We start from the raw sequence: 20,623 nt of genomic DNA, 5'->3' as shown, positions 1-20,623 counted from the left end.
AACTAACCTGATTTCATGCAGATACCAGACGAGTTTAACCCTCATAGTTCAGATTGTAGGTAGGCGGCAAGTGAATAAGACCCTAGGAGCATACATAAGTATGTGACTAGGGCGAATGAGCGAAGCCAACACCCCTACAATTTGAACTAGGACGGGTTAAATGAATTCGTAAGCATCACCGAACAACTGCTCGGCCCTAGCATTGCGTTCATTACAGAAACGATCCCTAGCAATTTTCGCCATTTCAAAACGCCCTGCAATATAGATATCATGACTGGATAAATCACCGAAATCTTCTAACACTGCGCTGAGAACAGTGCCTGTTCTACCACGCCATAATTCATCAGGTTGCTCTACAACAGGGGTGATTTTCAAATTAGGGTAGCTTTCACTCAGTGCTTGTAATTCACCAAGGTCATACAGGTGCTCCAACTGACGCCCTCCCCAATAGAAAGTAATGTCACGATTAGGATTTTCAGCTAATGCAGCAAGCAGTACTGAGTGGGTATAAGAGAACCCTGTCCCCCCTGCAATTAAAATCATGCCATTGCTGCTGTTTTCGCGAAACCAAGCTTTACCGTGAGGAATATCAATATCGATGCGTTTTTGTTCTAAAATCCTGTCCATAACAGCCATAGCATACAGGTTGATTTCAGAAGCTCCGATATGTAATTCAATCGTTTCTTTATTTTTTGGGGTAGAAGCCATTGAAAATGGTCGTTTGTCTCTTTCGTCCATTACGACCATTAAATATTGACCTGCTTTAAAATGAAAAGGACCATCTGGCAACAATATAACCCGATAAACCGTATCCGTAATCGATTCGACAGATGTAACTTTACAGCTTAGAGTTGCCATGGTTCCCCTCTTATTTTTCAAAAATATTTAATTGTTCCCAAATGTCATCAATACGGGATTTTACGTTATCTGTCATAACAATAGGACGTCCCCATTCGCGATCCGTTTCACCTGGCCACTTATTGGTTGCATCAAGCCCCATTTTTGAACCTAACCCTGATACAGGTGAAGCAAAATCTAAGTAGTCTATCGGCGTATTTTCCATCATAACGGTATCACGGGCAGGGTCCATTCGGGTTGTAATTGCCCAGATAACATCTTTCCAATCACGCGCATTAATATCATCATCACAAACAATAACAAATTTAGTGTACATGAATTGGCGCAGGTATGACCAGACTCCCATCATTACTCTTTTTGCATGCCCCGCATATTGTTTTTTCATTGTTACGACAGCAAGCCGGTATGAACAACCTTCAGGTGGAAGGTAAAAATCGACAATTTCTGGAAATTGCTTTTGTAGGATAGGTACTAAAACTTCATTTAAGGCTTCACCAAGTACCGCTGGTTCATCAGGTGGCCGCCCTGTATAAGTTGAATGATAAATTGCATCGCGGCGCTGAGTCACATGAGTAATAGTAAACACAGGGAAGTTATCTATCTCATTATAATAACCTGTGTGGTCACCATAAGGCCCTTCAGGTGCCATTTCACCCGGTTCAATATAGCCCTCAAGAATAATTTCGGCACCCGCCGGAACTTCGAGGTCATTAGATATACATTTTACGACCTCTGATTTATTACCACGTAATAAGCCTGCAAATGCATATTCTGATAACGTGTCAGGCACAGGGGTTACCGCCCCTAAAATTGTTGCCGGGTCAGCCCCCAATGCTACGGCTACCGGAAATTTTTCACCTGGATGAGCTTGGCACCATTCTTGAAAATCAAGAGCACCACCGCGATGAGACAACCAACGCATGATAACTTTGTTTTTACTAAGTACTTGCTGGCGATAAATACCTAAGTTTTGCCTTTCTTTATATGGCCCTTTGGTGACAGTTAGCCCCCATGTTATTAACGGTGCCGCATCTTCTGGCCAACAATGCATAACGGGTATTTTGGTGATGTCTACGTCATCACCGGCCCAAATTTGTTCCTGACAAGGCGCTGAACTTAAGCGCTTTGCTGGCATATTCAATACTTGTTTGAATTTTGGTAGCTTATCAAAAAGGTCACGAAAACCTTTCGGAGGATCAGGCTCTTTTAAAAATGCGAGCAATTTACCTACATCATGTAAGGCTTTGATATCTTCTTGCCCCATCCCCATAGCAACGCGTTTTGTCGTCCCAAACAAGTTGCATAGGACAGGCATGTTATAACCTTTGGGATTTTCAAATAATAGGGCCGGTCCCCCTGCTCTTAGTGTACGATCTGCAATTTCAGTCATTTCCAAGTAGGGATCGACTTCCATTGTAATACGTTTTAGTTCGCCCTGCTTTTCAAGCTGCGCGATGAAATCTCTAAGGTCACGATATTTCATTATCTTCTTTTACTGTTACAGAGGGAGTCCCATTATAAGACGTCCGGCCAAGGTTACAAGTTACTGCCTAAAACACTTAATAATCAATCTTTTTCTGGTCAAGTATACCATTTTACTGGCAATCAAAAGGGACTAATTTTTCTAATAATAATGTATCAAACTGCTCTGAGAATGTTTTGTTGTGCTGAAATAGTTTAAAACCTTGATCTTTTCCACTGAAATAATGAAGTTCATTACCTTTGATCTGCATCCCACTCCCTTCTCGCAGAGCAACAACAACCTCATGAGGATTAATTACACAAAATTCTTGCAACCTTTCATCACGCGTTTCGCCCATGTGCCCAGAAATATGAGCATCAATATAATGGGGGTTGATTTGTAAAGGGAATAACCCTAGAGAAGGCATAATTACAGCATTACTTACGGGCATATCATTAGTAGTACGAATACTTGGAGTCGCAACGTTACACCCCGCACTCCAACCTATGTAAGGGACTCCTCGTTCTTTAACAGCGCGCTGAATAGCAACAACCAAGCCATTTTCATGTAAACACTTGTTGAGCCACCAAGTGTTGCCACCACTCACTAAGATACACTCAGCTTGTTCAATCGCCTCTACTGGGCTCGCAAAATGCTCAATGGAAGTAACATTTATCCCTAAAGCTTCCGATAGTTGCTCTGCTCTTTCATCATGTGAGCCACGAAGGATCGCATAAGGAACTAAAACAGCTGACTTTACATTTTTACGTGTAATCATTTCTTTGATACGAGGTAGAGCATAGCTTAGCCATACAGGGTTACCTGGCAGCTTACCATTACTCAACAAAAAGATATCCATCATGTCTCCTACTGATTTGCTTTTTATATTACAGTTACCTAAAGTCCATATTCGATTAATATAAGCTTCAGAATACCAATAATATTGTGCTGCTACTCAATAGTCACACTGTTATGTCGTAATTTGTTATCATAAACATAATTTTGTCATGCGAGATTCGAAAAATGGAAAAGTGGTATCTGCTTTATTGCAAACGAGGGCAAATTGAGCGTGCTATTGAGCATCTAAATAGGCAGAGTGTTATCTGTATGACGCCCATGACAGAAATGGAAAAAGTGGTCAGAGGAAAAAGAACTAAGGTGCAAGAAGCTTTATTCCCTAATTACTTGTTCGTAAAGTTTGATCACAACGAAATTCATACTACGACTATCCAATCAACTCGTGGGGTCAGCCATTTTATTCGGTTTGGCCAATTACCCGCTGAAGTCCCTGATGAAATCATTAAGTTATTACAACAAAACCCTATTAGTCATTCCATAGCCCCTGATATGCCAAAACATGGAGATCAAGTCACAATTACTGAGGGTGTTTTTGCGGGAGTTCAAGCTATCTTTGATGAGCCAAATGGAGAATATCGTTCAATTCTTCTACTGAATATATTGAACAAAAGTGTCCCTAAAATTGTTGATAATACTCAATTTAAAAAATCAACTGACTAAAAATCGTGCTCATAAAAAACCCTTCAACAATGAAGGGTTCTCTATGGGCTGTCATTAAGCCTAATATGACCTAAAACCTACTTACGACTCTTCTTCCTCAGTACCTTCTTCTTGTCGACCTCGACCTTTGCCGACATAAAAGTTAGACAGTAATACCCCCAACTCGAATAGCAAATACATTGGGACTGCTAGTAAAGTCTGAGAAAGGACATCTGGTGGGGTTAAAAACATCCCTACAACAAATGCCCCAACCAAAATATATGGACGTTTACGTTTTAATGATTCAGGTGTAGTTACCCCAGTCCAACACAGTAAAATAATTGCAATTGGTACCTCAAATGCAGCACCAAAAGCCATAAATAATGTCATGACAAAACTAAGATATTTACTGATGTCCGGAATAAAGTTAACGCTGTCTGGTGTTGTTTTTACAAAAAAGCCAAAAGCTAATGGGAAAACAACAAAGTAAGCAAATGCCATCCCTAAATAAAACAAAAAGCTACTTGAAACAAGCAAAGGCAACATGAGTTTGCGTTCATGCTTGTATAAGGCCGGCGCTATAAATGCCCAAATTTGATAGAGAATAACTGGTATCGATACAAAAACCGAAACCATCATCGTCAGTTTAATAGGGGTAAAGAAAGTTGACGCCACATCCGTCGCACTCATTTGAGAGCCCACTGGCAACTTATCAATCAAAGGGGCTGCTACCAGCCGGTAAATATCATTTGAAAAATAAGCGAGCGCAGCAAAAACGATCAAAACTGTAATTAAACAGTTCATTAGCCGTTTACGGAGTTCAATGAGGTGGCTAATAAGTGGTTGTGTATCATTTACAGCCATGTGTTATTTTTCACTTTCAGTTTGATTAGAGTTCTTTACTTTAGCATCGAGCGGCTCAGCCGTTTTCACTGTTGTAGGAGCTTCAGGTGTTTTATCCTCAACAACCGCTGCCATCTTAGCTGCATGCTCAGGGTCAGGATCTGATTCTTGGGCCTCTGGGGCCTTGTTTTCAGCATCCTTAACAGCACTATCATAACTGTCAGTGATCTCTTTTGCTTTATTTAACTCTGTTTCGATATCGCTGGTTGTTGCTTGATAGCCGCTTTTCAATGACTGTGCTGCTGTACGCAGCTCTTCCATGGACTGCTTAAGTTCCGGGGAAAGCGCTTCTAAGTTAGCTTTCTCTTCTACTTTCTTCAGAGTGTCTTGCAGCTCTTGTAATTTCAGCTCTTGTGATAACTCATTTTGTACATTCGCTGCCATTGAACGCATAGCACGTATCCACCCAGCGACAGTTCTCACTGCCACTGGTAAGCGCTCAGGACCTAAGACTACAAGACCAATAACTGTAACAAGCAACAGCTCACTAAAACCTATGTCAAACACGGTTTAACCCTGCTCTTTGTTTTTGCTCTCAACTGGGCTTTCTTTTTTTTCAGAAGCCTGTTGTTCAGTAATGTTCTTAGTCGCAAAGTCGGCATCTTGCTTATCTTGCTCAACTTTTGCCTTTTCATCATCACTCATCGCTTTCTTGAAACCTTTAAGTGATTCACCTAAATCAGAACCTAATGAACGTAATTTTTTGGTGCCGAAAATTAAAATAATAAGCAAAGCAATGATGATTAGTTGCCAAGGACTACCGAAAGCAGCCATTGCAATAGTTGATTCCATTGTTAATACCTCTATAGTTTTGGGATCAATTGTTGTTATATCTATTATATACAACCAACACTAAATACGGAAATGTTCACAGCCTTATAAACTTGTCGCAAAACAAAGTTTACTTAATTATCGCCCGCTTTACACCAACCAATTACCCAAGATAGGGCACCCGCCGCCATAAATACGACCGCAAGCCGTGTAAAATCAGAAATAAAAAATAAGCTACCACACAAAATAAAAGTCGCCCCCACACCTAGAAGATAATGGGATTTACGCTGTTTATTGCGCTGACTTTTCAACTGTTGTGTTAACTGGTCTATATTCGATTGTAAAAACTTATGTTGTCGCAATGCGCCATATATTAAATCAGGAATTTCAGGCATCTTTTCTGCCCAGTAAGGCGCTTTTTCTTTCAATGCCTGAGTAATGGCGGGTAGCCCCACTTGGCTGTGAACCCAATCTTCTAAGAATGGTTTTGCCGTTTTCCACAAGTCAAGCTGAGGGTATAACTGACGCCCAAGCCCTTCCACATACAGTAATGTTTTCTGTAATAATACCAACTGTGGTTGTACTTCCATATTGAAACGACGTGCAGTATTAAACAAGTTTAATAAAACATGCCCAAATGAAATTTCGGCCAATGGTTTTTCAAAAATAGGTTCACAAACTGTACGAATAGCAAACTCAAAATCTTCCACATTTGTATCAAGAGGCACCCATCCTGAATCAACATGTAGTTCAGCAACCTTGCGGTAGTCACGGTTGAAAAAGGCAATAAAGTTTTCTGCAAGATACCGTTTGTCTTCTTTATTTAGTGAACCCACTATCCCGCAATCGATACCAATGTACAGGGGGTCTTCAGGGTGCTCATAGCTAACGAAGATATTTCCGGGATGCATATCTGCATGGAAGAAACTGTCTCGAAAAACTTGGGTGAAAAAAACCTTTACCCCCCGCTCTGCTAGCAGCTTCATATTTGTACCCTGAGCTTTTAGCGCTGTAATATCTGATACGGGGATGCCATAAATACGTTCCATGACCATAACGTTTTCACGGCAATAGTCTGGGTAAACTTCGGGAATGTAAAGCATGGAGCTATTTTCAAAATTACGGCGTAGCTGGATCGCATTGGCCGATTCACGTAGTAGGTTTAGCTCATCAATTAACGTTTTTTCATATTCACGCACTACTTCTTTGGGCCGTAAACGCCTACCATCAGGTAGTAAAGGAACCCAGTTAGCAATACGGTACATCAACTTAATATCGGCTTTAATGATAGGCAGAATATCAGGGCGAATTACCTTGATAACAACATCTTTGCCATTTTCTTTTAGCGTCGCAGTGTGAACCTGAGCAATTGAAGCTGAAGCTAAGGCTTGCTCATCAAAGTCATCAAACCACTGTTCTAGCGGCCCACCAAGAGAATCCTCAATGTAACCTCGGGCTAATTTCCCATCAAAACTAGCGACTTTATCTTGTAGCAATGAAAGTTGGTCTGCGATTGCTGGCGGGAAAAGGTCACGACGGGTTGATAACATTTGCCCAAACTTGATCCATACGGGCCCTAGCTCTTGTAATGCAAGGCGAAGCCTTTCGCCTAATGGCCTATCTTTGTGCTGATTTCTAATCCAAAAAAAACCTAAACGCCCAATTCTTAGCGGTAACGTAAGCTTAATTTTGGGGATTAACTCATCTAGTCCATAAGAGAGAAAAACCCGAATAATGAAGTAAAGTCGTTTTATTTCACCGGGTGTCATTCTTCTCCTCCAACAGACTTAACCTTTGTTCGAGCGTATTAATTGAATGTTCTACTTCCTCAACTTTGTCATTAAAATGAGCAAGTTCGAGTTGGCTAGGTGCCATTTTCCATTCTTCAATTAATGCGTCTTTCACATACGTTTTTTGCCTTTTAACTAAGTGAGATGCGAAGCAAACGCCTTTATTCAAGAGTTTACTAAGCCCTTCAGCAGCGACATCACCAATATAAGGTGAAAGATAATGTGCCGGGTTCCAAATTGCTAAATCGAGCAATGAGGACCAATGCTGAACAATCTGCATATCCCCTTCAATCACGATGTCACCACGATTGATTAGCTGAGATAACTGCTGTTTATCTTTCAATTTAATTAAAGTAAATAATGATGTTTTAATTGTACAGTCTGCGGGTTCAACCCATTCGCTTAATACATCAACATGATTTTCAGCAAAAATAAGTGTTAGCGTTTTATTGAGTTCTTTAAGCTCAATAGCCATCACTTTGCCTGCTAAACGTACCCTAGCAGGCTGTAATACTTTTTCTTTGAACAACATATGGTTAAGTGAGGTTTCCATCAATGCTGTTATCAAAGAGTACAAAACTGTATTTTGATTTTCGGTATGTGTTGATGGTGCTTCCATCTTAGAATTTAAACCCTTTATGCAATGCAACAATCCCACCAGTCATATTGGTATAAGAGACTTGCTCAAACCCGGCGTTTTCCATCATCCCTTTAAGTGTTTCTTGGTTAGGGTGCATACGAATGGATTCCGCTAAATAACGGTAGCTTTCTGGGTCGTTCACAATTGCCTGACCAATACGAGGCAATATGTGAAATGAATACGCATCATACGCTTTATTCAATGGCTCAATAATAGGCTTTGAAAATTCTAATACTAATAGACGCCCACCCGGTTTTAGAACACGAAACATCGAACGCAGTGCTTTGTCTTTATCCGTAACGTTACGCAAACCAAAAGAGATAGTAATGCAATCGAAGTGGTCATCTGGAAATGGAAGTTCTTCAGCATTAGCTTGAACATAATTTACATTACCAACAATGCCAAGATCACGTAATTTTTCGCGCCCCATCTTCAACATTGAGTCATTGATATCAGCAAGTATGACTTCACCTTTTTCGCCCACAAGACGCGAAAACTTAGCGGTTAAGTCACCTGTTCCACCAGCAAGGTCAAGTACACGCTGATTACGGCGGACACCACTTGCTTCAATAGTAAAACGTTTCCAGATACGATGAATACCAAATGACATTAAGTCATTCATTAAGTCATACTTTGATGCTACAGAGTGAAAAACATTCGCTACTAGACCGGCTTTATCTTCTTTGCCGACAGTACGGAAACCAAAATCAATGGTTTCTTTAGTTGGTTCAGTCATTTCTCTTATGCCTGCTGATAGTTCAAACTTTTGTTAGAAGTGTAACAGTCTTTGAGGTAAAACCCTATCAGAAGTCTAAGATTCCGCACAATTAGATGCCTCTGAGCGCTCAATAAGTTGAGGCGCGATAGGTTGTTTAATTTCTACCCCTAGCTCTTTAAAACTTTCCGCCTGACTAATTAAATTACCTCGCCCTTGTGCAAGACGTTTCATTGCCGACAGGTAAGTATTATTCGCTTTATCAAGACTGGAGCCTAAAACCTGCATATCATCCACAAACAAGCGTAGTTTGTCATACATTTTTGCAGCTCTTTCTGCAATTTCTTGGGCATTTTGCCCTTGTCGCTCATAGCGCCAAATATTATTGATAGTTCGCACAGCCACTAATAACGTGGACGGGCAAACCAACATGATATTCTGTTTTATTCCTTCATCAAGTAGTTCAGGAGCTTCCTTTAAAGCAAGCAAATACGCAGGTTCAATAGGAATAAACATTAGAACATAGTCTAAAGAGCGTATTCCGGGTAACTGATGGTAATCCTTTCGGCTCAACATACGCATATGGTTGCGTATGGATGCAACATGATTTTTTAGCGCTTGTTGTTGTTCGTGCGGGTCTTCGCTATTGAAATAATGTTCATAGGAAACCAATGACATTTTTGCATCAACAACCACATCTTTACCTTCAGGAAGATGAATAATAACATCGGGTTGATAGCGAGTATTATAACCTGTATTGACACTGACTTGGGTTTCAAACTCGCTTCCCTCCCGCAGACCGGAAACCTCAAGAATGCGAGTGAGGATAGTTTCCCCCCAATTACCTTGAATTTTATTATCCCCTTTAAGTGCCCGGGTTAAGTTAACAGCTTCTTTGGTCATCTGATTGTTAAGCTGCTGCAACTGCCTTATTTCATACGCTAAGGTATGCCTTTCTTTCGCTTCTTCACCAAAACTTTGTTGAACTTGTTGGCGAAAACCTTCTAGTTGTTCACGAAAAGGCGATAACATTGCCAATAAACTTTTTTGTTGCTGTTCCGACGCCCTACGTTCATTTTGTTCAAAAATACGGTTTGCTAAATTTTCAAACTGCGCAGTCAATCGTTGTTCACTGTTTTGTAAAATACGTTGTTTTTCTTCATTTGCGAGCTGATTTTGTTCAAAACGGGTAATGACTTCACGAAGTTCGGCTTCTTGTTCCCGATTGATATCCCGTTGTGTGCGCAATTCTTGGTCAAGCCTGTCGTACTCTGCTTTCCATTGAGCAAGATGAATACTTTTTTCGTCACTTGCCGCCAATTGCCGATTGATTTGTTGTAGCTCTTGATCTTTGTGAGCTATTTTTTGAGCAATAGAAAACCACGTTGCTAAGCCACCCACTAAAATGCCACTCAACACACCAATAACTGCATATAAAAGAGAGGTATCCACGATTACACCCTTACTTTACAAAACCCAGTGTAAGGTAATTGGATACTGTATAAGTGTCCAGAGGTAATTACATATACTGAGAAAATTTTGCGAAGCATTTCGCAAGCTTTGCTTAGCCTACCCAACTTGCAAACCACTTCAGACCGAGTGCACCCGGTGCCAAAATGCCAAATGCCCAGATCATCGCAGAAGCAATATTTGCCAGTTGAAAATGACGCTGTGGCATCGCGCAAATCCCTGCCACAAGGGGAACAACCGCACGTAGAGGGCCAAAAAATCGCCCAAAGAAAATCCCCCATACCCCCCAGCGGTCAAAAAAACGATGCCCTTTATCTATCATTTGCGGGTTACGGGAAATCGGCCACATTTTGCGAACATTCTCTTTATAATGAAAACCAAACCAATAAGAGAGCCAATCCCCAAAAAATGCCCCTAAAGCGGCAGCAAGCCATATTGGCCAAAATGTAATATTACTTTCACCAATTAAAGCGCCTAACCCTAATAAAATGACTGTTGCAGGTAAAAGTAGTGATAAAAATGCTAATGACTCACCAAACGCGAGAAAGAAAATAATAGGAAGAGCCCATATTTCATTTTCACGAGTAAAGTCGGTTACAAGGGTAACGATTTCATTAAGCGTCAAAGCAATCCCCTATCATCATTGATTTACTTTATTACAGTAACGAAAATGTGATAAATCAAGGTTAAACGAAGCAAAAAATCCTTATCAATTAACCGAGTTATGGAATTTATAAGGCGCAATTTCCACAACTCGTCGTCACTTAAGATAGATCAATCAAGAAAATGACTTTGCAGTGCTTCCCGCTGGCCAGCCCCCAATCCAAAATCTTTCTCTAGCCATTTATCAACATTGCCATAGTGACTTTCAATACTCTTTAAGGCAGTCATTAGAAAGTCTTCGCGCACGGAATAAACATACTCAAACTTTTTAACGATGTTTTCATTCATCGTTTTTGCATGCTCTGCTAAAAGATGTTTGCGATAAGGTGCTAGTGTTTCGTTGGTCAATAAATAATCTTCCATAACGGTTTCCAAATCGGCCCCGAGCGCAAAGAGGACTAATGCTGAACCAACGCCGGTACGGTCTTTCCCGACAGCGCAATGTTGGACTATTCCACCTTTCTCTGGTTGTTGCAGTAAGTTCACCAGTTGATGATAAGCTGGGTTATTCAACGGTAATAATTCATACAGACGGAACATAAAAGCTTGTGGGTCAAATTGTTCTAATATTTCTGGGGTCAGTTTATCTAAGTTAGCCGAAACCTCCTTAGCTAAAGGATTCGCTGGCGCATGAATATAATGAGCCCCTTCCCAGATCACATCAGGCTTATCTAAAATTTCAGCTTCATCACGGTAATCAATAATTTGAAAAAGATTTTGTGAATGTAAAACGGATTCATCTTCTTGAGTTAAGCGGTCTAATGACCCCGAACGAAATAGCATACCAGGTTTAATTTTGCTGCCATTAGGAAGTTTTTTCCCGCCAAGATCGCGGAAGTTAATCCCCCCTTTAAGAGGAAGTACTGAAGGGTGAAGATAAGGTGTTGTCGACATAATAATTCCTTTTAGCCCCACAGCTTTTATTCAGTTCACAAAAATAAATGCATCCTGAATAATTTGAGGGCACATAATATTGATAATTGTTTTTATGACAATAACAGATCTACGAAATAAGGGGGATCAGATTATTCACTGTAAATTGTTAGCAATTACTAAATTTATAGGAAAAATATAAATGAGGGAATACAGGAAGAAAGTGCGGAGACTAAGCTCGCCTACTTTACATCCACAACCGAGTGAAATTTCAGTAAGCGAGCCAGTAAATTATTGACTATAGCAGACGACGAGCAGCCTCAACGACAATGCTTAGTACGTTACCTTCCGTTTTTTTCAGTAACGCTTCGTTTGGAATTTCTTGCTGGGTCCGGTTAACAATAACGCCTGCAACCATACCTGCACGTAAGCCTTTGCTACTGGAACACATAGTGAGCAATGTCGCCGATTCCATTTCATAGTTCATTACCCCCATGTCCTGCCACTCTTTCATTGAACCTCTGAAATGGCGCATAACACGGCCGGTATAAGTATCGTAACGCTCTTGGCCTGGGTAGAAGGTATCTGAAGAAGCCGTCACCCCAACATGTACTGTCGCACCTGCATCTTTTGCCGCAGCGTAAAGAGCATTAGTACAATTAAAATCTGCAACTGCTGGATATTCTAATGGCGCAAAGTGTTGGCTAGCACCGTCTAAGCGTACTGCACCTGTTGTGACTAACACATCACCAACATTAATATCTTCTTGGATTGCGCCTGTTGTACCAATACGTAAGAAAGTACGAATGCCTAGCTGAGCGAGTTCTTCAACCGCAATAGATGTTGACGGGCCGCCAATACCTGTTGAGCACACAATAACCGCTTTTCCATCGAGCTCACCACGCCAAGAGGTATATTCACGCAATGATGCAAGGTGTACAGGGTTATCCATCAGACGTGCAATTTTTTCAACACGGTTAGGGTCCCCAGGAACAATCGCTACAGTTGCACCCTGTAAGTCACTTTTCTTTAAACCTAAGTGGAAAACGTCAGACATTTCAAACTCCTTTACACAATGGCATCATTAAATCAGTCATCACTGATTAATCGTAACTAGTAATATAGCGAGAAAACCATTAACTTTTAGTGATAAGCGTCACTTTTAATGAAAACAATAAAAACTTGATTTCATTATTTAGTGACATTTATCACAAATTAACATTTGCGCTATGTCTATTTAAAATCCGTTGATACCAGTATAGATGAAAGTTTGTCATAACCACAAAAAGCGCCCCTAATAGCTGGGCGCTTTGATTATTTGGCAGAACTAAAAATAATAACGCTATGTTAGAGAACTACATCAAGGATAAGGACACCAACTAAACCTATACCCCACGCAATAGTGGTAGGGATAGACCAAACAATAATTTGTTGTTTAACGTCCTTTATTCCCATCATTCTGTTCACAACCCAATATAGGCTGTCGTTGAAATAACCGAAGAACAGAGACCCCATTGTTGCCGCTTGCGCCGCAACTAATAAGTTAATATCGGGTATTTGGCTAATGATCGGCGCAGAAATAGATGCTGCTGTGATCATTGCAACTGTACCAGAGCCTTGGATCAAACGAACCAATGTCGCGATAATAAACGGAATTAATACAGGTGTAATAGGCAAGTTAGCAACATGCTCAGCAAGAATGTTCCCTGTTCCGCTATCACGTAACACCGCACCTAATGCACCACCAGCACCAGTAACTAATAGGATGATCCCCGCCGATTGCAAGCCTTCTTCCATACGGTCAATGACTTCTTCTTTCGTTGCTTTTGGCATTAATGTGTATACAGAGATCAATACACTTATTGATAAAGCAATAATCGGCGCACCTAAGAATTCAAAAGTCTGGAAATACCAATTGCCTTCCATACCTTGGAATGGTGCTGTTTTCAAAATCAAGCCATTAATTGCATTAATAAAGATCAGCAAAATTGGCGTGATAATCGGTAATAATGATAAAAATAAGCTTGGTAATGGTTTATTTGCTTTTTCTTCCATGTAACGGGCATGAACTTCTTTTAAATCTTCGCTGCCCGTTTCATCTGGCATAAACTCAGGATATTTAGTGCCTAACCATTTTGCGTAAAAAACAATACCAATAACACAGGGGAGAGCAAGGCTCATCCCAGCAAGGATCATCGCCCCGACATCAACACCGAAAATACCTGCAACGCCTAAAGGACCTGGTGTTGGCGGAACAGTATGGTGTGTAACAACGAGCCCACCAGCAAGTGCAACTCCTAATGTTAAGATGCTGCGCTTACCGTTTTTTGCCAGTGCTTTTGCCAATGGATATAAGATGACGAAAGCAGAATCAACAAAGATAGGGATACTGACAATATAACCAGTAATTGCCAATGCCCACTCTTCGCGTTTTTTACCTAACCATTTGATAAAGCTATAGGCTATCTGTTCAGCGGCACCGGAAACTTCCAATACCCTTCCCATCATTACCCCGAGTCCGATAACAATACCAATGCTACCGAGTGTTGACCCAAAGCCTTTCGTAATTACTGTCACTGTCTCTGCTGCTGTCAATCCACCAGAAATACCTGCGATTGCAGCAGCAATTAGCATCGCTAACAGCGCATGAACACGCGTTCGTAATACTAAAAAGATCAGGACAAATATGGCCACCGCGAGGCCAATAACAGGAATATAGGACATAGTTTATCTCCTACTTGGATGCGCCATGGTGAGTGATAAACGAGCGTATCGCATCACTGAAAGAGCCATCTGCACGGAAGCCAAGTTCCAAAGCACGGCTGATATCAAATTTACCCGGCCAGCTAGCCACAATACGATTAATAGCTTCATCTGGTTCAAATCGGATAAGATCAACAGCGTCTTGCCCTGCAACTTCACGCAGTGCATCAATCATGCCTTGTACAGTAACGGTGATCCCCGGTAGATTGACTGTGCGCGATTTACCAAATTTTTCTGCTGGAATACTGACAGCATGGATAAAATTATTGATAACTGTTTCAGGGCTGGATAACCATAAAGCGAGATCAGGAGAGACAGGGCAAACACTTTCAATCCCATTTAATGGCTCACGAATAATGCCACTCGCGAATGAAGAAGCGGCTTTATTTGGCACACCTGGACGGATACTAATGGTTGGTAAACGCATAACACGCCCATCCACATAACCTTTACGTGAATAATCATTGACCATCAGCTCGCACATGGCTTTTTGGGCGCCATAAGAAGATTGAGGATTAACCACACATAAATCAGTGATCACCTCAGGTAATTCTCCACCGAACACTGCTAGCGAACTGGTGAACATAAATTTGATTGCTGGGTTTTTGGCACGTGCAACTTCCAATAATTGGCGAGTTGCTTCGAAGTTAACCTTCATACCCAAGTCAAAATCACTTTCAGCGTGGCTACTGACGATAGCTGCTAGGTGGAAAACCACATCAGTTTGCGCATCAATCAGTTTATCGGCCGCACCTGGCTGTGTTAAATCTAACGCAACACAACTGACTCGTGCATCCTCAATGGGTGCTGTAGGGCACTGAATATCGGCTAAAACAAGGTGGTCAAAATTTAAGCCCTGAGTATTTTTAAGCAAAGCAGCGGCTAGCTGCTGGCCCAGAAAGCCTGCGCCACCAGTAATAATAACTTTCATTGTAATTCTCCTTGCTATAGCCTTTTAACTGGCTATGCAGTTCTAGGTAAGATTATTTATGTTTTATGTCTTGATTAAATGAAGTTTTATGTTTTGTTCTGTTATCCGTTGCACGACATCCGTTGGCAGTTGGTCATCGCAAATAATGTCGTGCAATTGATTCAATGGACAAACACGGAACATGCCATATTTGCCGAACTTACTACTATCTGAAACCAGCACGCAACGGCGAGCAACATCAAGTAGAGTCTGTTTTATCTGAACTTTTTCTTCATGTGGGGTCGAAACCCCATGCTGTATATCCCATGAACTCGTACTGATAAACGCAATGTCCACATTTAACGTTTGCAGCATCATTGCCGCGGTATTGCCTACGCAAGAATGGTTACGTTTATCGACCTGCCCCCCGGTGTGATACAGGTTTAACTGTGACTTATTCATCAGATACTGCATGATAGAAAAATCATTAGTGACAATAGTTAAATTAAAACGCTCACCGAGTACTCGTGCAATTTCAAAGGTCGTCGTCCCAGCATCGAGATACACAACTTGCCCATCTTCAACTAATGAGCTAGCAAACTGCCCAATTTCACGTTTATGACGGTGATGCAACCGTGCTTTTTCACTCCAAGGGAGCTCTTGGCGTAGTGCATCATTTAATTTAACGCCACCACTAACACTGGTTACTTTCCCTTTTTCTTCCAACATGCGGATATCACGTCGTACTGTCATATGCGAAACATTCATTAGCTCAACTAAATCACTAATTGAAACAGTTTGGTGCTCATGCACATAACGATAAATAAAATCACGACGCTCAGAAGGAAGCATAGGTTTTCCTCATTATGAATTTGCTTGTTTTAACCAGCCTAACCCATCTTCGGTACGGCCAGCAGGGTGATATTCACATCCTAACCAACCTTCGTAACCCATTTCATCTAATTTTTTAAAAATCCATGGATAATTAACTTCGCCACTATCCGGTTCATGGCGATATGGCACTGACGCTATTTGAATATGACTAAACTTGCCCCATAAACGCTCAATCGTTTTCAATAAATCACCCTCCATAATTTGGCAGTGATATAAATCTAACTGGATAAAGACATTTTCACGGTTAATTTCAGGTAATAGCGCTTCGGCTTGCTTTTGAGTCGTTAAAAAATACCCCGGCATATCACGAGTATTAATCGGCTCGATCAGTACACGAATACCGTGTTCTGCCATAACATCCGCAGCATGTTGAATGTTTTTGATAAAACACGCTTTTTGCTGCTCAAGTGTGAAGTTTTCATCCACTTTACCCGCCATTGCATGCACTTGCTTGCAGCCCAACGCTTTCGCGTATTTCAATGCAGTTTGTACGCCTTCAGCAAACTCAGCCTCACGACCCGGAATAGAAGCCATACCGCGCTCTCCCGCTCCCCAGTCACCTGCTGGCATATTAAATAAAGCCTGAGTTAAATTGTATTTTTTGAGTTCACCGGCAATCGCATTAGCATCTTCTTCGTAAGGGAAAAGATACTCAACACCTTTGAACCCTGCGTTCGCTGCACTTGCAAAACGTTGCATAAAAGGCACTTCGTTAAACATCATGCTTAAATTTGCCGCAAATTTAGCCATTTCTGTTTCCTTACTTTTGTGGATAACGACTTTCGAGCTGCTCAACTTGCTCTTGCGTTAATGTTGTAAAGCCGTGTGGGCGTAAGGTGATGTACAGACGAGCAGTATCTTCTAATTCTTCAGTATTAAAGAATGCTTGTCTTAATGTTTTCCCTCCCACTACGGGGCCATGATTCGATAACAATACCGCGTTATGGGTCGGTGCCAATTTGGCAATTTCCTCACCAATACGGTCATCCCCCGGAGGTAGGTACTCAATTAATGGTAATTTACCTACTCGCATCACGTAATAAGGGGTGATTGGCGGTAAGCAGTTTTTAGTATCCAACCCCGGCAAACAAGATAATGCGGTCAACCAAGGGGAATGAAGATGGACAACCGCTTGGCAATCAGGGCGTTGTAAATACATCGCCATATGCATAGACACTTCTTTCGTTGGTTTATCACCGTCTATCCAGTTACCTTCGGCATCTAATTTGCTCAATCTGTTTGGGTCTAAATCACCAAAGCTTGAATTTGTGGGTGTTACAATAATGCACCCATCAGGTAACCGAGCACTAATATTTCCTGCACCACCGCTGCTATATCCACGGTTAAACATTGACTTAGCCCAATCGACTAGTTCTTGGCGCAGCGCCTTTTCATCACTCATTAAACATCTCCTGTGCAAACTGGAAGAAATTTTCTTGGCCGAAATTACCTGATTTCAGCGCTAACCAGCTACCGCTTGCTAAATCTTGTACCCATGGAACACCAGGGGCGATTGGTGAACCAATACTTAATTGTTCTGTACCTAGGCTTTGAACTACTTTCCCTGAGGTTTCACCACCAGCAATAATAAAGGTGTCATACCCTTGTGATTGAAGTAACTTCACAACCTCTCCAAACACATTTTCAACTGCTGCGCTGGACTCTGCTGCACCGTATTTTTCTTGCGTTTTTTTCAGTAATTCAGGTGGTTGAGTGGCATATAATAAAGGTGCTAACCCTCCACCTTGCTGTTCTTGTACCCAAGTAGCTAACAACTTTGCATACTCAGGGTTAGCTAAACATTCACCAACATCTAAGGCCTTTGCTGGGGCAACTTTTTGATAAGCCTGTACTTGCTTATTAGTCATAACCGAGCAACTACCTGATAAAATCACCGTTTTCCGAGTTGTTCCCGTTGGCTTTTCACCTCGAGCGCTGTTTTCACCCCATGCACATTGGCTATCAATGTTTGCTAATGCGGCGCCTAAACCGGACCCCCCGGTCAATAGAGGCATAGTCTTTACTGCCTGTGCGATAGGTAACAGATCATCCATCGTCAAGGTATCAACAATGGCATAGTTCACCCCTTGTTGGGCTAATTCAGTTAATTGTGACTTAACGGCTTCGCTACCTTGTTGGATGTCAGCAAGTTTGATTAAACCCGCCTTACCTTTTGACTGTTTTTCCATCACCCGTAATAAATTTGCATCAGTCATTGGCGTAACTGGATGGTGCTGCATACCGCTTTCATTGAGCAATTGACCATTAACAAACAAGTGGCCATGAACTACGGTTCGACCATTAACGGGCAGCGCAGGACAAACTAATGCGAGAGTCGTACCGAGTTGTTTCATCAATGCATCAGTGACTGGGCCGATATTTCCTTTTTCTGTCGAGTCAAATGTCGAGCAGTATTTAAAGAAAATTTGTTGGCACTGGGCTTTTTTCTTCAACCAATTGCATGCATTCACTGAGGCATTGACTGCTTCATCCACTGGGCAAGAACGACTTTTCAAGCTAACAACAATTGCATCAACACCTTGTGGTATCACTGTGTTTTCATCAGGTTCATTCAATAATTGAACTACCTTCCAACCGTTTTGCACCATAAAACCTGCAATATCAGTTGCACCGGTAAAATCATCGGCGATCACACCTAACTTCACTGTCATGCTTTTTTCTCCGGTAAAGTAATACCTTTAAATGTTTTGATCACAGCACTATCATCTTGCTGCCCAAACCCCTCACTGCTAGCTGAAATAAACATTTGGTGAGCTGTGGCTGCCAGTGGTAATGGGAAATTTAGCGCCTTCCCCGTTTCCATTACTAACCCTAAATCTTTCACAAAAATATCGACGGAGGATTTCGGGGTATAATCACCGTCTAATACATGTTGCATACGGTTTTCAAACATCCATGAATTCCCAGCCGCATGAGTCACAATGTCGTACATTACCGCTAGGTCAATACCCGCTTTGGATGCTAAGGCCATGCTTTCCGCAGCAACCGCAATATGCACTCCAGCCAATAACTGGTGGATCGTTTTTACTGTTGAACCTAAACCGACTTCGTCACCCACACGATATAGACGTTCAGAAATTGCTTCGAACACGTGTGATAGTTTTTCAAATAATACAGGTGCTCCTGATGCCATAACGGTTAACTTGCCATCCGCTGCTTTAATGGAGCCCCCTGAAATCGGCGCATCGACCAGAGGTAACTGGTATTCAGCAAGGCGTTGAGCAATGCTTTTGGTTTGCTCAGCCGCTAAGGTGCTGTGTAAAACAATGATGGTGCCTGGACGTAGCTGCTCCACGAGTGGTTTTTCACCCGAAAATAAAATAGCCTCAACCTGACGACCATTAACAACGACCAGTAATAAAGCATCAATGAGATGAGCAAATTCTGCTGCATCTTGCCCAACGCCTTTTGCCCCTGTGCGAAGAAGGCGTTGGCAAGCATCTTGGTTTAAATCAAATCCATAGGTAGAAATATTATTTTTTATTAAAGATTGGGCTATCCCCATTCCCATGGAACCAAGGCCAATAACGCCAATATTATTAACGAAATTTCCCATAATGACCCCTGATGTTGTTAATCTTCGTGACTGTTGTGAATTTTCACACAATAAAATTCACAAACACATGACTAACGTCACATTAAGAATAATATAAAAAATAAACAAAATAGACATAACCACCTGAATAACAATAAGTTAATGATTTAACATCACTACAAAGACATTCACAGGATAATGTGATAAAAAATGTGATGCTGGTTGTGTTTATTTGTCCCACTACAATATGCTGAAAAATATATTTTTAGGCTAAGTTGTCCTCAGTACGTTATTTTTATTGACCTTAAGGCTAAATCGACCAAAATAACCCGCTACTTTTTTAGTGTCATGTTCCATACTAGGGTTATATCTATAGCTGTTAAGCATTAGCTGACATATTGTGAGGAGTTAAAATGGGTTTATTTGAACAAGTAATGGGAATGGTTGCTGGCGATAAAATGCAACAATTTCAATCAGTCATCGATTGGCTTGAAAACCAAGGGGGCTTAAGCGGTGTTGTTGAAAAGTTTAACGAGCAAGGGTTAGGCGGTGTTATTGCATCTTGGATTAGTGAAGGTGAGAACTTGCCTATCGATAATAACCAGCTAATGCAAGTATTTGGCAATGTTAATATCCAAGAACTCGCTCAAAGTGTCGGCCTTGATGCACAGTCAACTTCAGATTTAGTGGCAAAATACCTTCCGCAACTCGTCGATAATGCGACACCAAATGGAGAAATTCCAGAAAACTTGGATCTTGCCTCCATTGGTATGAACCTTCTGAAATCAAAACTCTTTGGTTAAGCGTTAGCTGGTTGATAAACCTTATTTTAGGCTTATCAACCATTTTATGGACAGC

General features: G+C 41.3%; 22 protein-coding genes. 2 read left to right on the top strand and 20 right to left on the bottom strand.

The window, feature by feature from the left end:
* Positions 1-156: 156 nt before the first annotated feature.
* The 3 genes from fre to pepE all read right to left on the bottom strand — a co-directional run bounded on the left by fre (position 157) and on the right by pepE (position 3,179).
* Entirely contained in the window at positions 157-858 is a 702-nt protein-coding gene (gene fre, locus ACPEH5_RS16240; RefSeq protein WP_131680254.1) for an NAD(P)H-flavin reductase, read from the bottom strand.
* A gap of 10 nt (positions 859-868) precedes the next feature.
* A complete protein-coding gene (gene ubiD / locus ACPEH5_RS16235) occupies positions 869-2,341 on the bottom strand; it encodes a 4-hydroxy-3-polyprenylbenzoate decarboxylase (protein ID WP_048608622.1) in 1,473 nt (490 codons plus the stop codon).
* Between the two features lie 112 nt (positions 2,342-2,453).
* Positions 2,454-3,179: a dipeptidase PepE gene (gene pepE / locus ACPEH5_RS16230; protein ID WP_042848821.1), complete on the bottom strand. Its 726-nt coding sequence runs from the start codon at positions 3,177-3,179 to the stop codon at positions 2,454-2,456.
* A gap of 164 nt (positions 3,180-3,343) precedes the next feature.
* Here pepE and rfaH point away from each other — a divergent pair, with 164 nt between their 5' ends.
* On the top strand, positions 3,344-3,838 hold the full coding sequence (gene rfaH / locus ACPEH5_RS16225; RefSeq protein ID WP_042848822.1) for a transcription/translation regulatory transformer protein RfaH: 495 nt from the start codon (positions 3,344-3,346) through the stop codon (positions 3,836-3,838).
* A gap of 81 nt (positions 3,839-3,919) precedes the next feature.
* On the opposite strand, the gene tatC is transcribed toward rfaH, so the two are convergent.
* The 17 genes from tatC to ltnD all read right to left on the bottom strand — a co-directional run bounded on the left by tatC (position 3,920) and on the right by ltnD (position 19,786).
* Positions 3,920-4,681, bottom strand: coding sequence for a Sec-independent protein translocase subunit TatC (gene tatC / locus ACPEH5_RS16220; RefSeq protein WP_042848823.1), 762 nt, complete (start codon positions 4,679-4,681; stop codon positions 3,920-3,922).
* Positions 4,682-4,684: 3 nt separating this feature from the next.
* Positions 4,685-5,227, bottom strand: coding sequence for a Sec-independent protein translocase protein TatB (gene tatB / locus ACPEH5_RS16215; protein ID WP_042848824.1), 543 nt, complete (start codon positions 5,225-5,227; stop codon positions 4,685-4,687).
* Between the two features lie 3 nt (positions 5,228-5,230).
* Positions 5,231-5,512, bottom strand: a complete 282-nt coding sequence (tatA, locus tag ACPEH5_RS16210) for a twin-arginine translocase TatA/TatE family subunit (protein WP_042848826.1) — start codon at positions 5,510-5,512, stop codon at positions 5,231-5,233.
* Positions 5,513-5,625: 113 nt separating this feature from the next.
* On the bottom strand, positions 5,626-7,260 hold the full coding sequence (gene ubiB / locus ACPEH5_RS16205) for a ubiquinone biosynthesis regulatory protein kinase UbiB (RefSeq protein WP_042848827.1): 1,635 nt from the start codon (positions 7,258-7,260) through the stop codon (positions 5,626-5,628).
* The gene (locus tag ACPEH5_RS16200) at positions 7,247-7,900 is read right to left on the bottom strand and encodes a ubiquinone biosynthesis accessory factor UbiJ (RefSeq protein ID WP_042848828.1); all 654 of its coding nucleotides are present in this window, start codon (positions 7,898-7,900) and stop codon (positions 7,247-7,249) included. Before ACPEH5_RS16200 ends, ubiB begins: the two co-directional genes overlap by 14 nt.
* A 1-nt stretch (position 7,901) precedes the next feature.
* Positions 7,902-8,657: a bifunctional demethylmenaquinone methyltransferase/2-methoxy-6-polyprenyl-1,4-benzoquinol methylase UbiE gene (ubiE, locus tag ACPEH5_RS16195; protein ID WP_042848829.1), complete on the bottom strand. Its 756-nt coding sequence runs from the start codon at positions 8,655-8,657 to the stop codon at positions 7,902-7,904.
* 75 nt (positions 8,658-8,732) lie between these two features.
* Positions 8,733-10,088, bottom strand: coding sequence for a DNA recombination protein RmuC (rmuC, locus tag ACPEH5_RS16190; RefSeq protein ID WP_048608629.1), 1,356 nt, complete (start codon positions 10,086-10,088; stop codon positions 8,733-8,735).
* 112 nt (positions 10,089-10,200) lie between these two features.
* Positions 10,201-10,731 (bottom strand): DedA family protein, encoded by a 531-nt coding sequence (locus ACPEH5_RS16185; protein ID WP_042848830.1) that lies wholly within the window; start codon positions 10,729-10,731, stop codon positions 10,201-10,203.
* Positions 10,732-10,880: 149 nt separating this feature from the next.
* Complete coding sequence (locus ACPEH5_RS16180) at positions 10,881-11,663, bottom strand: tyrosine-protein phosphatase (RefSeq protein ID WP_166685925.1); 783 nt, start codon at positions 11,661-11,663, stop codon at positions 10,881-10,883.
* 277 nt (positions 11,664-11,940) lie between these two features.
* Entirely contained in the window at positions 11,941-12,699 is a 759-nt protein-coding gene (udp, locus tag ACPEH5_RS16175) for a uridine phosphorylase (protein ID WP_042848832.1), read from the bottom strand.
* A gap of 290 nt (positions 12,700-12,989) precedes the next feature.
* A complete protein-coding gene (locus ACPEH5_RS16170; protein ID WP_042848833.1) occupies positions 12,990-14,366 on the bottom strand; it encodes a GntP family permease in 1,377 nt (458 codons plus the stop codon).
* A gap of 10 nt (positions 14,367-14,376) precedes the next feature.
* Positions 14,377-15,336, bottom strand: a complete 960-nt coding sequence (gene denD, locus ACPEH5_RS16165) for a D-erythronate dehydrogenase (RefSeq protein WP_042848834.1) — start codon at positions 15,334-15,336, stop codon at positions 14,377-14,379.
* A gap of 63 nt (positions 15,337-15,399) precedes the next feature.
* Positions 15,400-16,167: a DeoR/GlpR family DNA-binding transcription regulator gene (locus ACPEH5_RS16160; RefSeq protein ID WP_042848835.1), complete on the bottom strand. Its 768-nt coding sequence runs from the start codon at positions 16,165-16,167 to the stop codon at positions 15,400-15,402.
* 12 nt (positions 16,168-16,179) lie between these two features.
* Entirely contained in the window at positions 16,180-16,959 is a 780-nt protein-coding gene (gene otnI / locus ACPEH5_RS16155) for a 2-oxo-tetronate isomerase (RefSeq protein WP_042848836.1), read from the bottom strand.
* 10 nt (positions 16,960-16,969) lie between these two features.
* The gene (locus tag ACPEH5_RS16150; RefSeq protein ID WP_042848837.1) at positions 16,970-17,611 is read right to left on the bottom strand and encodes an aldolase; all 642 of its coding nucleotides are present in this window, start codon (positions 17,609-17,611) and stop codon (positions 16,970-16,972) included.
* Positions 17,604-18,881 carry a 3-oxo-tetronate kinase gene (gene otnK / locus ACPEH5_RS16145; protein WP_042848838.1) on the bottom strand — a complete coding sequence of 426 codons (1,278 nt, stop codon included), beginning with the start codon at positions 18,879-18,881 and terminating at the stop codon, positions 17,604-17,606. The genes ACPEH5_RS16150 and otnK overlap by 8 nt, the downstream gene beginning before the upstream one ends.
* Positions 18,878-19,786: an L-threonate dehydrogenase gene (ltnD, locus tag ACPEH5_RS16140; protein WP_042848839.1), complete on the bottom strand. Its 909-nt coding sequence runs from the start codon at positions 19,784-19,786 to the stop codon at positions 18,878-18,880. The genes otnK and ltnD overlap by 4 nt, the downstream gene beginning before the upstream one ends.
* 392 nt (positions 19,787-20,178) lie before the next feature.
* On the opposite strand from ltnD, the gene ACPEH5_RS16135 reads away from it, so the two are divergent.
* Positions 20,179-20,568: a YidB family protein gene (locus tag ACPEH5_RS16135; protein WP_048608635.1), complete on the top strand. Its 390-nt coding sequence runs from the start codon at positions 20,179-20,181 to the stop codon at positions 20,566-20,568.
* Positions 20,569-20,623: the final 55 nt, after the last annotated feature.

Source organism: Providencia sp. NPDC089933 (assembly GCF_049545585.1).
Lineage (GTDB): Bacteria > Pseudomonadota > Gammaproteobacteria > Enterobacterales > Enterobacteriaceae > Providencia > Providencia huashanensis.
This window is presented reverse-complemented; position numbering and strand designations above follow the sequence as displayed.